Here is a 13034-nt window from a genome sequence, read left to right on the forward strand (position 1 = left end):
ACGCCCCGTCCCGGCACGCGCATTGAGCCACAATGAACCCTGGCCGGGGGAGGTCGGGGCATGGCGCAGGGGCAGGCACGGCGGCCGTCGATGCACGAACTGATCGGGAGGCGCAGACGCGCGGGGTTCATCGGCCGCAGCGACGAACGGGCCGCCTTCCGGGAGAACCTGGACCTGGCCCCGGAGGACGAGCGGCACCGCTTCCTCTTCCACATCCACGGCCAGGCCGGCGTCGGAAAGACCTTCCTGGTCCGGGAACTGGAGCAGATCGCCCGGGAGCGCGGCGCGGTCACCGCGTACGTGGACGAGAGCGCCGGCAGCGTGCCCGAGGCGCTCACCGCGATCAGCCGCCGACTCGCCGAACAGGGCCACCGGTTGAAGAAACTGGAGGAACGTCTCGCCGCCCACCGGGAGCGCCGGCACGAGGCCGAGGCCGAGGTCGCCACCCTGGAACCCGCCCCGGACCTGCCCGGCGGCCCGTCCCCGCTCACCACCACGGCGGTACGGCTGGGCATGGCGGGCCTGGGCGCCCTGGTCCCCGGCGCCGGCGCCTTCGTGGGCGCGGTGGACGCGGCCCAGCTCGCGGAGGGCGCGACCCGGCTGAAGGCCCGGCTCAGCGCGCGCTTCCGCGACCAGGAGGACGTCCAGCTGGTGCTGTCCCCGGAGCGGGTCCTGACCCCCCGGCTGCTGGAGGAGCTGCCGGCGGTCACCTCCGCCGTCCCCTGGCTCGTCCTGTTCTTCGACACCTACGAACGCACCGGCCCGTTCCTCGACGCCTGGCTGCACACCCTGATGACCACCGACCGGTACGGCGCCCTGCCCGCCAACGTCATCGTCGTCACCGCCGGTCAGCGGCCCTTCGACACCGCCCGCTGGGGCGGCTTCGCCGACTTCATGACGGACCTGCCGATCGGGCCGTTCACGGAGGCGGAGGCGCGCGGGCTGCTCGCGGACCGGGGGGTGCTGGACGAGCCGGTGGTCGCGGAGGTGCTCCGGCTGACCGGCGGCCTGCCCGTCCTCGTCTCCACCCTCGCCGCGACCCGCCCGGCCGACCCCGACGACGTGGGCGACCCGAGCGCCACCGCCGTGGACCGCTTCCTGAAGTGGGAACCCGACCCGGTACGGCGGTCCGTCGCCCTCGCCTGCGCGCTGCCCCGGCGCCTGGACGCCGACGTGTTCCGGGCCGTCACCGACTGCCCCGAGACGGAGGCCGACGCCCTGTACGACTGGCTGCGCGGGATGCCGTTCGTCAGCGAGCGCGCCGACCGGGTCCAGTACCACGACGTCGTACGGGCACCGATGCTGCGGTTGCAGCGCAGCCGGTCGCCGCGCGGCTGGGCGCGGCGCCAGCAACGGCTGGCGGAGGTGCACGCGGCCTGGCGGGAGGAGCGCGCGGCCGGGCTGGACGACCAGTGGGCCGACGACAGATGGCGCGAACTGCGGCTGGCGGAGGCCTACCACCGGCTGTGCGCGGGCGAGCCGACGGCACTGCCGTCGGCCCTTCGGGCCGTGGTGCGGGCCTGCCGCCGGGGGGACGAGGAGGCCCGCCGCTGGGCCCGGATGCTCGCGGAGGCGGGGGAGGACGCCCAGGACGCGGCACCGGCCCGCTGGGGCCGCGACCTGCTGACCGCGCTCCAGGCACCGAACACCGCCGGAGCGCTCGCCCTGCTCCTGGACCGGGCCCCGCTCGACACCACCTCCCGGATCCGCGCGCACCTCTTCCGCGGCGAGATCTTCCACGCCGGTGAGGACTACGACCACGCGCTGGCCGAGTTCGACAGGGCCGTCGCGCTCGACCCCGGGCAGGCCCGCACCTACACCGTCCGGGCCCTCACCCGGGCGAACGTGGGCGATGTCGAGGCGGCCCTGGCCGACCTGGACCGGGCGGTCGAGCTGGACCCCGACGATGCCGCCACCCTGGGCTTCCGCGGCGAGCACCGCAGGCGGGCCGGCCGGTACCTGGAGGCGCTCGCGGACCTCGACCGGGCGCTCCGACTCGACCCGACCCTGACCCTCGCCCGTGCCGCGCGGGGCGCCCTGCGGCACGCACTCGGCCAGGACGACCTGGCCCTCACCGACCTGGACCGGGCGCTGGCGGCCGACCCCGGCTATGTGTGGGCCCTGGTCATCCGGGCCCGGGTCCGGCGCTCCCGCGGCGAACGCGCCCAGCAGCTGGCCGACCTCGACCGCGCGGCGGAACTCGACCCCGAGGCGCCGTGGGTGCTGTGCGAGCGGGGCGACGCGCTCGCCGCCGCGGGCCGCCAGACGGAAGCACTCGCCGACTACGCGAAAGCCATCGGCCTCGACCCCCGGTACGCCTCCGCCTACGCCAGCCGGGGCGCCCTGCACAGCCGGCACGGCCGGGACGCGGAGGCGCTCGCGGACCTCGACCACGCGCTCGGCCTCGCCCCGGACTACCCCTGGGCCCTGGTGCACCGCTCCCAGGTCCACCGCCGCCGGCGCGCCTACGACCGGGCACTCGCCGACGCCCACCGCGCGGTGGAACTCGACCCGCGGGGCGCCTGGGCCCTCACCAACGCGATCCGGACGAACATCGCGGTGGGCCGCCTGGAGCAGGCCCGCACGGACCTGGAGCGGCTCCCCTCCCTGGGCGACGACCCCGCGTGGGCCCGCTACCAGCTGGCCCGTGTGCATGTGCTGGAGAGCCGGTTCGCGGAGGCGCTCGCCGCGTCCGACCTGGCCTCCACCCGGTGCGCCGTCCATCTGCGGCTGCTCGACTGGGGCCTGGCCCGGCAGGCCGCCGAGGAGTGGCGGACCGAGGACGAGCCGATGGGCCTGCTGCACCTCGCCCTGGCCGTCGGCGGCAGCCGGGGCATCGCCGCCGCCCGCCCGCTGTGGGCCCGCCTGGCCCACGAGATCCGGCACCGCACCGACCAGCCCGCGCAGGACAGGGCGGTCATCGAGGCCACGACGAGCGCGGCCCTCGGGGACGGGCCCCGCCTGGACACCGTCCTCCACCACGGCCCCACCGAGTACGACGCCCTCTGCCTCCTGGCCGACTCCCTCACCCTCCTGCTCCACACCCCCGGCACCGACCGCCCGAGACTCACCCCCCGGCTGACGAGGGTCGCCGGAGCCAGGGACGGGCTGCGGGCGCGCTTCGCCGAGTGGCCGGTGTCGGACCTTGTGTGATGAAGCGACGGAGATTGACGCCGTGCAGCGGCGTGTTTGACCGTACGGGGCCGGTTTGCCCCACTGAACGGGGTGTTCACGGTCGATTACAGTGCCTACGGTCGTACGGGCGCACGGTGCCGTAAGGAGGTTCGGGTGGGTGGGACGTCCGGTGCCGTCTGGGGCCGTGCCGAGCAGCAGGACTACCGCAGCCGGGTGCGCGGCGCGCTGCTCGGGGTCGCCCTGGGGGACGCGCTCGGCGGGCCGGCCGACGCCCTGTCCCTGGAGGAGATCCGGGCCGCGTACGGCCCCGAGGGGCTGCTCGACCTCGCCTTCGGGCACGGGCGGCGCGGCAGCATCACCCACCACACCCAGCTGACCCTGTTCACCGTGGACGGGCTGATCCGGGCCCAGGTGCGCCGGGACACCGGTGCCTGGCACCCGCCGACCGATCTGCACCGGGCCTATCTGCGCTGGGCGGCCACCCAGCGGGACTGGGGCCCGGACGAGCGCCGCAAGGACGACGGCTGGCTGGCGCGGGAGGAGTGGCTGTACGCCCGCCGGGAGCCCAGCCGCGCGCTGCTCATCGGGTTCGGCGACGAGGTCATGGGGACGCTGGAGCGGCCGAAGAACCCGGGCGAGATGGGACCGGAGGCGGTCGCCCGGTCGGCGCCGTTCGGGCTGCTGGTCGGCTGGGAGCCGCAGCTGGTGGTGCAGTTGGCGGTGGAGTGCGCCGCGCAGAGCCACGGCCATCCGCTGGCCTGTCTGTCGGCCGGCGCCTACGCGGTGATCGTGCACACGCTGGCGCGCGGGGAGAGCCTGGACGCCGCCGTGCAGCGGGCGCTGGCGCTGCTCGCCGCCCGCCCCGGCCACCAGCCCGTCGCGGACGCGTTGCAGCACGCGCTGGGTGCGGTGCGGCAGGGGATCCCGAGCGCCACGCGAGTGGAGGAGCTGGCCGGGGACGGCACGGCGGACGGGCTGCTGGCCGCGTCGGTGTACTGCGCGCTGGTGGGCGAGGACGTACGGCACGGGCTGTGCCTCGCGGTGAACCAGGGCGGCCCCTCCGCCGCGGCCGGTGCGCTGACCGGCGGCCTCCTCGGGGCCCTGCACGGCGAGACGGCCCTCCCGCCGGCCTGGCTGGCCGAGCTGGAGGGCCGGCAGACGATGCTGGAACTCGCCGACGACTTCGCCATGGAGATGACGCAGGGCCCCGCCCTGCACGGCCCGGCGGGTTCGTCACCGGGCTGGCTGGCGCGGTATCCGCGGGCCTGACGGCCGACCGGCCCGGTCGGTCGTCAGGCGCGGACGGCGTGGTGGACCGTCATGCTGCCACTGGCGTCGAAGTGCCGGATGCGCAGCCCGGACTGCCGGGTGTACTGCACGTCCAGGCGCTGGCCGGAGGCCGTGCCGGACTCGCCGGGCGGCTGCCAGGGCAGGCTGAGGGAGACGGAGTCCGCGACCCGGGCGGGCACGTTCTCGGCGGCGGCGGTCGGTCCCGCGGTGCCGCCCATGTCCTTGGGGACGCTGATCCGGAGCCGGCCGCCCTGGAGCGTCCAGGTGCCCTTCTCGGAGCCGCCGTGGCCGTTCAGCGCCCAGGTGCCGTCGGCGATGGTCATGGTGTAGCCGAAGGGCGACTCGTGGGGCGCCTGTGTGGTGACCTTCCAGGTGCCGCGCACGAAGGACGCGAAGGCCCTGCCGGTGACGCCGGAGGCGGGGGAGGGCGACGAGGTGTGCGTGCGGTGCGATCCCCACCTGGTCTTGGAGGTCTTGTTCCCCTTCCCGCCGCTGTGGGAGGTGCTGCTCTTGCATGCCGCGAGCACCGACCCCCCGACGCCGACGGCGAGAAGACGCAGGGCGGTCCGGCGGCCCACCAGCCGGGTGGCCGCGCGCCATGCTTGGATGCTCATCAATTCCCCGTTCGTGCCGATCCGTTGGGCAACCGGCACCCTACAGTGGCTGGTGGGGCGCTCCGATCGTGTCCTCCCCGGTGCCGGCCGGTACGGCCGCACCGGCCTGGCCGGCGTCCACATCTGTGTTGATCCGCTCGATGAGGGCGAGGCGCTCCGGGGTGTCCTCCGGCTTGAGGTAGCCGATCGCGATGTAGAGGACCAGGGAGACGGCGAGCGGCACGGAGACCTGGTACTGGAGCGGCACTCCGCCCGATATCTGCCAGCTGATGGGGTAGTTGACCAGCCAGAAGGCGAGCAGGCCGAGGGCCCAGCTGGTCAGCGCCGCGGTCGGGCCGGAGCGGCGGAACGGGCGGAGCAGGCCCAGCATCATCGGGATCGCGATCGGTCCCATGAGTCCCGCCACCCACTTGATCACGACCGTGATGATGTCGTGGAAGGTGGGGGAGTTGACCTGGGTCGCCACCGCCATGGACAGGCCGAGGAAGACCACCGTCGTGACCCGGGCCGCGACCAGACCGGAGCGTTCGCCCCAGGTGCGGGCCCGCGCGGAGACCACCGGCGCCACGTCCCGGGTGAACACGGCGGCGATGGCGTTCGCGTCGGAGGAGCACATGGCCATGGTGTGGGAGAAGAAGCCGACGACGACCAGGCCCAGCAGACCGTGCGGGAGCAGCTGTTCGGTCATCAGGCCGTAGGAGTCGGAGCCGTCCGGCTTGTGGGCGTGGACCAGGAGCGGGGACATCCACATCGGGAAGAACAGCACCACCGGCCAGACCAGCCAGAGCGCGGCCGACAGCCGTGCCGAGCGCTCGGCCGCGTGGGCGCTGCCCGTGGCCATGTAGCGCTGGGCCTGGTTGAGCATGCCGCCGTTGTACTCGAAGAGCTTGATGAAGAGGAAGGCCAGCAGGAAGACGGTGCCGTAGGGGCCGACCAGGGGCTTGCCGTGGCCGTGCAGCTCCGGCCGGTTCCAGGCGTCGAGGAAGCCGATGTGCCGGTCGGCGAGCTTGGCCACCACGGCGACGAACATCGACAGGCCGGCCAGTAACTGGATGACGAACTGGCCGAGTTCGGTGAGCGCGTCCGCCCACAGGCCGCCGATGGTGCAGTAGACGGCGGTGATCGCGCCGGTGATGAGGATGCCCTGGTTCAGGGAGATCCCGGTGAACACGGACAGCAGGGTGGCGATCGCCGCCCACTTGGCGCCCACGTCCACGATCTTCAGCAGCATGCCGGACCAGGCGAGGGCCTGCTGGGTGGGCAGGTCGTAGCGGTTCTTCAGGTATTCGAGGGGGGAGGCCACATGGAGGCGGGAGCGCAGCCGGTTGATGCGCGGGGCGAACAGCTTCGAGCCGATGGCGATGCCGAGCGCGATGGGGAAGGACCAGGTGACGAAGGAGGTGACGCCGTAGGTGTAGGCGATGCCCGCGTACCCGGTGAACATCACCGCGCTGTAGCCCGACATGTGGTGCGAGATGCCGGACAGCCACCAGGGCATCTTGCCGCCGGCCGTGAAGAAGTCGGAGACGTTGTCGACGCGCTTGTGCGACCAGACGCCGATCGCGACCATCACACCGAAGTAGCCGATGAGCACGGCCCAGTCGAGACTGTTCATATGCCCGATCGTGAGTGCGGTCACATGAACACGACAAGCAACGGTAAGGTCAAGTCGCGGTAAAAATGTTCGGTGTGGTGACTCGCGTTCAGCCACATGAACGGCTCATATGAGGCCCGGTTGGTCGCTCACCGCATCAACTCCCCCGCGTTGACCAGCAGCGACTGCCCCGTGATGGCCCGCGCCCGGTCCGAGGCGAGGAACACCGCCGCGTCCGCCACATCGGCGTCCGTGGCCAGCTCCGGCAGCGCCGTCCGCTCGGTCAGCCGCCCCAGCACCTCCGCCTCCGGCACGCCCTCCGCGTGGGCGGTGAACCGGACGTACGCCTCCACCGGCGGCCCCCACATCCAGCCCGGCAGCACCGAGTTGACCCGGATGCGGTACGGGCCCAGCTCGCGGGCGAGGGAGTACATCGCGCTCGTCAGCGCCCCCTTCGACGCGGCGTACGCGGCCTGCCGCACCTGCGAGGGCGCGGCGACGGCCGACTGGGTGCCGATGAACACCACCGCACCGCCCCCGCCCGCCTTCAGCGCCGGCAGGCAGGCCCGGGTCATCCGCAGGGTGCCGAGCAGATTGACGTCCATGACCGACTGCCAGGTCGCGAAGTCCGCGTCCTCCAGTCCGCCGAAGCAGGAGTCCCAGGCGGCCACGTGCACCACGGCGTCGATCCCGCCGAACCGCTCGCGCGCCAGCTCCGCCAGCGCCGCGCACCGGCCCTCGTCCGTGATGTCGGTCGCCCGGTACGCCGTGTGCCCGCCCTCCGGATCGATCCCGGCCGCGCTCTTCACCAGGTTCGCCTCGGTGCGCGCCCCGAGGACCGCGTTCCCGCCGTCCCGTACGACGGCCGCGGCCACCTGGTGGCCGAGACCGGCCCCGACTCCGGAGACGACGACGGTCTTGCCGCTCAGCAGGGACATGGGGTCCTCCTCCGATATGCACTCCGGTACGCACTCCGGTATGGCGCTTTATCTGACGGGGCGTCAGAGTATGGGCGACCGCAGCAGGACGGAAGCAGCAGGACGGAAGCAGCAGGACGGAAGGGGAGCCGCATGAGCGAGGAGACCCGCAGCGAGGTGTACGGCGAACTGGCCGCCGTCGGGCCGTACGGGGTGCGGCCCGGCCACGCCCTGATCACCATGGTCGAGCCGCACCCCGGCCACGAGTACGCCTACAACCGCTGGTACGAGGACGACCACTACTACGCCGGCGCGATGGCCATGCCCTGGATGTACGCGGGCCGCCGCTGGGTCGCCACCCGGGAGCTACAGCTCCTGCGCTACCCCGAGAAGTCCGCGGTCGCCCAGCCGGTCACCACCGGCTGCTACCTCTCCACCTACTGGATCACCGAGGGCCGCTACGACGACCACATGCAGTGGACCGTCGCCATCAACCGGCGCCTCAACCGCGACGCCCGCGTCCACCACGACCGCACCCACGTCTTCACCGCCTTCCAGGACCACATGGCGACGGTCTACCGGGACGGCGCCGCCGGACCCCGGGACGTCCACGCCCTCGACCACCCCTACGCCGGGCTGGTGCTGGAGGTGGTGGAGAGCGGCACGCCGGAGCAGCGCGCCGAGCTGCTGGAGTGGCTGGCCGGCCGCGGCCTGCCGCGCCGTATCGCCGGCTCCCCGGCCGCCCTGGTGACCGTCTTCCGGCCCACCCCGCTCCCCGGCGACCGCATGACCTACGTCAAGCAGGTCGAGGGCGTCGACACCCGCCTCACCCTGCTGTGGTTCCTGGAGCGGGACCCGAGGGAGTGCTGGGCGGAGCACTTCACCGGGCTGGACGAGGAGGTCGCCGGGACCGGACTGGGCCGGGTGGAGCTGGTGGCACCGTTCATCCCCACGGTGCCGGGCACGGACCGCTATGTGTCCGAGCTGCGCGACGCTCCCTGAGGGCGCGGCGCTACTTCAGCTCGTCCGGGCACGGCGTACCGCGCGGCAGCTGGTACGGCGCGGCCAGCCGGTACGTCCCCGCCCGCGGCGCCAGCAGCATGGTCCACTTGTCCCCGTTGGCGTCCTCCGGGGTCTCCATCAGACACCCGTTGATGTTGTCGTACGTCTTCGGCGTGCCCGGCGCCCGGTGCTTGGACGCCTCCGTCTCCTGCGGCGGCTTCAGGCTCTTGCCGTGCGCGTCCACGACGCTCAGCCACGGCGAGTACGGGATCCGGATCAGGATCCGCCCCGGCTTGCGCACCTCCAGCGTCATCTCGCCCTGGTCGACGACGTCCACCACCGCGTGCGGCTCGGCGAGCGGCGTCGGATCCGTCACCGCGAACAGCTGCCAGTTGGCGTCGCCCCACACCTGCCGCAGATACGGCATCCCGCGCTGGAGCAGCTGCCGCTCGCGCTGACCGCCGTCCCCGTCCGGGTCGTCCTTCGGCAGCACCACGAAGTGCACGGCCCACCGCTGGAGCCACTCGTGGTAGTTCGCCGAGTTCAGCGTGTCGTCGTAGAAGAGCGGGTTGCGCTCCATGTCGGCCTGCCGGTTCCAGCCGCGCGCCAGGTTCACGTACGGCGCGAGCGCGGAGGCCTCCCGGTGCGAGCGGGCCGGGACCACCTCGACGCGGCCCTTCTCCGCGCCGGCCTTCTGGAGCTGGTGGACCAGCGGAGCCAGCTCACGGGCCCAGGACGCGGCCGGGGTGGTGTGGATGATGTCGTCCACCGTCTTGAAGCCGACCCAGCCGGTGAAGCCCAGGAAGGCCAGCACGGTCACGTACCACTTGCGCGACTTCGGCACGGTGTACGGCAGCGCGGCGATCAGCGTCGCACCGGCGAACAGCATGGGCAGCCGGGAGATGTTCGAGCCGATCTGCGAGTTGATCAGCCAGACCCCCACGACCCCGACGCTGTACACGGCCGCCGTGAGCCGCACGGTCACCCACTGCCTCGGCACCAGGAACAGGCAGAGCAGGCCGTACAGCAGCGGCAGCACCACCGAGCCGAAGATCATCGGCTGGGTGCCGGAGAACGGGAAGAGGAAGTACGACGCGGCCACCACCAGGGACGGCGCGAGCCCCAGCGCCCAGGCGCCCGGCCGCCGCTTCTGGAGGAACAGCGCGACCGCGACCAGGCCCACGAACAGCCCGGAGACCGGCGAGGCCATGGTGGACAGCCCGGCCAGCGGAGCGGCCACCGCCGCCTTCGCCCAGCGCTTGTACCGCCACCGGTGCGGCCAGCAGAACACGGCCGCGACCGCGCCGAGCGCGAACATGGTGCCGAGCCCGAAGGTCACCCGGCCCGAGATCGCGTTGCACAGCAGCGCGAAGACCCCGGCCAGGGAGACCCACAGCGGGTTGCGCACCGCCCGGCTGCGGATCAGCAGCAGCGTCAGCAGACCCGCCGAGGCCGTCCCGGCGATCATCATCGTCGTACGGACGCCTAGGACGGCCATCAGGTACGGCGACACCACGCTGTACGACACCGGGTGCATACCGCCGTACCACGCGAGGTTGTACGCCGAGTCCGGGTGCCGGCCGACGAACTCCGCCCAGGCGTCCTGCGCGGCGAGGTCGCCACCGCTGTTCGCGAAGGTGAAGAACCAGACGATGTGCAGGACGCCCGCGAGCGCGGTGACGGACAGCACGGGGTGCGCCAGCATGCGCCGGCGCAGCGGCTCGGCGGCGGCCAGCAGCCGTCCGAGCACACCGCCGCGTGCGGGCGCGTCGGTCCCGCCGGTCCCGCCGGTTCTGTTGTTCCCGTCGGGCCGGTCGGGCCCGTCGGTCCCGTTCCCGCCGGTGTCCCGGCTGATGGTGTCAGTCGTGGACAGGCGTATTCGCGGGCCGTTTCCCGGGCCCGGATCGGCGTCGTCGGCGCGTGTCGGCTCCGCTGTGGCCACCTGAAGGCACTCCCCGTGATCCCGTCTTCTGTTCTTCTCGTCCAGTTCGCGGCCGCGTCCCTCGACCGACGACTGCCCGATTCGTGACGCTAGCACGCACCCCGCCGACGGGCCCCCCGGGTGGGGCTCCGCAGCGGGGTGCGGGGAGTGGCGGGCTCAGCCCAGACGGGTCAGCTTGGCGCCGAAGCCGGGCTCGGCCAGATCCTTCTGGAGGGTCACGGGCACCTTCACCGCGGCGGCCGTACCGTCACCCACGGTGAGCGTGCCGACCGTGGTGCCGGCCTTCGCGGTGTGCGGGACGGTACCGGCGACGAAGGACAGCTTCACCTTCAGCCCGGACCAGCCGACCGCCGTGACGTCCTTGGTGAGCACGACCGGGGTGTGGCCGCCGAGACCGTCGTCCACATACCCGACGACATCGCCCTTCTTCAGGATCGTCGCGGAGGTCAGCGCGCCCTGGGCGGCGAGCAGCGCGGTCTTGCTGACCGCGTTGGCCGTGCCGATGATCGGCGTCTTGTGCTGGCCGAGGATCGCGCCGACGATCGTGACCGTCTGGCCGCCGACCGTCTTGCGGGACGCGAAGAGCAGGTTGCCGCCCGCCGCGGTGGTGCTGCCGGTCTTGATGCCGATCGCCCCGATGCGGTACGGCAGCTCGTTGACGTTGGGCCAGTTGTAGCCGGAGGGGTCCGTCCAGCTGGCGGCGCTGGTGATGGCGACCAGGGCCGGGTTCTTGACCACCGCGCGACCGAGCTTCACCTGGTCCCGGGCGGTGGAGATGGTGCTCTCCTTCAGCCCCGAGGGGTCGGTGTACGTCGTGTGGGTCATCCCCAGCTGCCTGGCGGTGGCGTTCATCTTCTTGACGAACGCCGCCTCCGAGCCCGCGTCCCAGCGCGCGAGGAGCCGCGCGATGTTGTTGGCGGAGGGGATCATGACGGCCGACAGGGCCTGCTTCTCGGTGAGGTACTGGCCGGCCTTGACGGTGTTGAGCGTGGACTCGCCGCCGCTCTTGTCGTAGCCGCCCTCCTTCTCCGCCGTCGCGTCGACCTTGATCCTCGGGCCCTCCTGGCCGGGCTTCAGCGGGTGGTCCCGGAGGATGATGTACGAGGTCATGGTCTTGGCGACGGAGCCGATCGCCGCGGGGGTCTGCTTGCCGAAGGAACCCATCGTGCCGATGCCGTCGACGTCGATCACTCCCTGGCCCTGGTTCGGCCAGGGCAGGTTCGTCGAGGCGCCGGCGAAGGTGTAGCTGTCCTTGCCGGTGAGCGCGAGGGTGGGGGACGGCAGCGGGCGTACCGCCTGGACGACCGCGAAGATGATCGCCAGGAGCAGGACCACCGGGGTCCAGATCTTGATCCGGCGAACGACCGTGCGGACCGGGGTCTCCGGGGGCGGCGGCGTGTTCGTCAGCTCCGCCAGCAGGTCCAGCGGGGGCTTCGGGGGCAGCGGCTGCTGGGTGGTGCGCTCCGGGCCGACCTGGGGGAGGGCGGTGGTCGGGGCGGTGAGGTCCGCCTTGGCGGCGGGCTTGGCGGCGGGCTTGGCGGCGGGCTTGGCGGCGGGCTTGGGGGCCGGCTTGGGGGCGGGCTTGCGGTCCGGCCTTATGTCGTCCTTGAGCTTGAGCATCGTCGTCGGCTGGTCGACGGGGGCGTCGGCCTTGGGACGTACGGCCTTGAAGACGGCGGTGGGCTGGTCCACGGGCTTGGCCTGCGGCGCCTTGGCCTGCGGCGGCTCGGCAGGCTTCGCCTCGGCTTCGCCTTCGGCGTCCTCGTTCCCACCCGCACGGGGTGCCTGCGGCGCTTCGGCGGGGGTCGCCTCGGCTTCGCCTTCGGCGTCCTCGTTCCCACCCGCACCACCCGTGCGGGATTCGTCGTCGGCTGCGGGTGGCCCCTGCGGGGTGTCCTCGCCGTCGGCGGCTTCCTCGTCGTCCTCGGCCTTCTCGTCGGCCGGGGTCTTGTCGTCCTCGGCCTTGTCGTCGGCCTCGGCCTTGTCGGCAGCCTTGGTTTCGGGGGCAGCCTCCGTCTCCTCCTCTGCCTCTGCCTCTGCCTCTTCCTCGGCCTTCGTTTCCTCTGCTTCCGCCTCGCCCTTGGTCTCTGACGGGGTCTCAGCGGGGGCAGGCTTCGCGGGTGCAACCGGGTTGGTGTCGCGGACCCAGGAGGAGACGGCCTTGCGGAGGGCGGTGTCGTCGGAGTCCTCGGTGCTCTCGGCGTCGTCGGCGTCCTTGGCGTCCTTGGCGTCCTTGGCGTCCTCGGTCTTCTTCGGCGTGACCTCGCGGATGGAGAGGACCTTCGTCGCGGTGTCCGTCGTACCGTTCGAGGAATCCTTTTCGCGGGACACCGCGAGTCGCGGATCGCGCGCCTCGGGAACCGAGTCCGCGCTCCCTGGCGTCGGTTCCTCCGACGACCCGCGCTGCTTCGACCTGTCGGGGGACTCGCCCGCCACCGATGCCTCCTCATGCGCCGCACGCCCACTCGCGCGCCCTGTCCGAACCATGTACCAGTGTCCTGTGTGAGGGCCTGGCCGCTGCCGAAGACGAGAACGACATA

The 13034-nt window shown here is 72.7% G+C and carries 8 protein-coding genes; 3 read left to right on the plus strand and 5 right to left on the minus strand.

Annotated elements, in window-relative coordinates; translation table 11 throughout:
- Positions 1 to 60: 60 nt before the first annotated feature.
- On the plus strand, positions 61 to 3153 hold the full coding sequence (locus ACZ5CZ_RS36200; RefSeq protein WP_468948987.1) for a BREX system ATP-binding domain-containing protein: 3093 nt from the start codon (positions 61 to 63) through the stop codon (positions 3151 to 3153).
- A gap of 135 nt (positions 3154 to 3288) precedes the next feature.
- Entirely contained in the window at positions 3289 to 4404 is a 1116-nt protein-coding gene (locus ACZ5CZ_RS36205; RefSeq protein ID WP_468948988.1) for an ADP-ribosylglycohydrolase family protein, read from the plus strand.
- A gap of 23 nt (positions 4405 to 4427) precedes the next feature.
- Here ACZ5CZ_RS36205 and ACZ5CZ_RS36210 read toward each other — a convergent pair whose 3' ends face one another.
- The 3 genes from ACZ5CZ_RS36210 to ACZ5CZ_RS36220 all read right to left on the minus strand — a co-directional run bounded on the left by ACZ5CZ_RS36210 (position 4428) and on the right by ACZ5CZ_RS36220 (position 7571).
- Complete coding sequence (locus tag ACZ5CZ_RS36210) at positions 4428 to 5039, minus strand: hypothetical protein (protein WP_468948989.1); 612 nt, start codon at positions 5037 to 5039, stop codon at positions 4428 to 4430.
- A 40-nt stretch (positions 5040 to 5079) separates the two neighbouring features.
- On the minus strand, positions 5080 to 6654 hold the full coding sequence (locus ACZ5CZ_RS36215; protein ID WP_468948990.1) for a sodium:solute symporter family protein: 1575 nt from the start codon (positions 6652 to 6654) through the stop codon (positions 5080 to 5082).
- A 128-nt stretch (positions 6655 to 6782) separates the two neighbouring features.
- The gene (locus ACZ5CZ_RS36220) at positions 6783 to 7571 is read right to left on the minus strand and encodes an SDR family oxidoreductase (protein ID WP_385847154.1); all 789 of its coding nucleotides are present in this window, start codon (positions 7569 to 7571) and stop codon (positions 6783 to 6785) included.
- Between the two features lie 132 nt (positions 7572 to 7703).
- Here ACZ5CZ_RS36220 and ACZ5CZ_RS36225 point away from each other — a divergent pair, with 132 nt between their 5' ends.
- A complete protein-coding gene (locus tag ACZ5CZ_RS36225; RefSeq protein WP_468948991.1) occupies positions 7704 to 8552 on the plus strand; it encodes a hypothetical protein in 849 nt (282 codons plus the stop codon).
- Positions 8553 to 8562: 10 nt separating this feature from the next.
- Here ACZ5CZ_RS36225 and ACZ5CZ_RS36230 read toward each other — a convergent pair whose 3' ends face one another.
- Together ACZ5CZ_RS36230 and ACZ5CZ_RS36235 are read right to left on the minus strand one after the other, a co-directional pair.
- Entirely contained in the window at positions 8563 to 10494 is a 1932-nt protein-coding gene (locus tag ACZ5CZ_RS36230; RefSeq protein ID WP_468948992.1) for an MFS transporter, read from the minus strand.
- 156 nt (positions 10495 to 10650) lie between these two features.
- On the minus strand, positions 10651 to 12930 hold the full coding sequence (locus tag ACZ5CZ_RS36235; protein ID WP_468948993.1) for a D-alanyl-D-alanine carboxypeptidase: 2280 nt from the start codon (positions 12928 to 12930) through the stop codon (positions 10651 to 10653).
- Positions 12931 to 13034 lie beyond the last annotated feature (104 nt).

This window comes from Streptomyces sp. NPDC031418 (genome assembly GCF_055581605.1).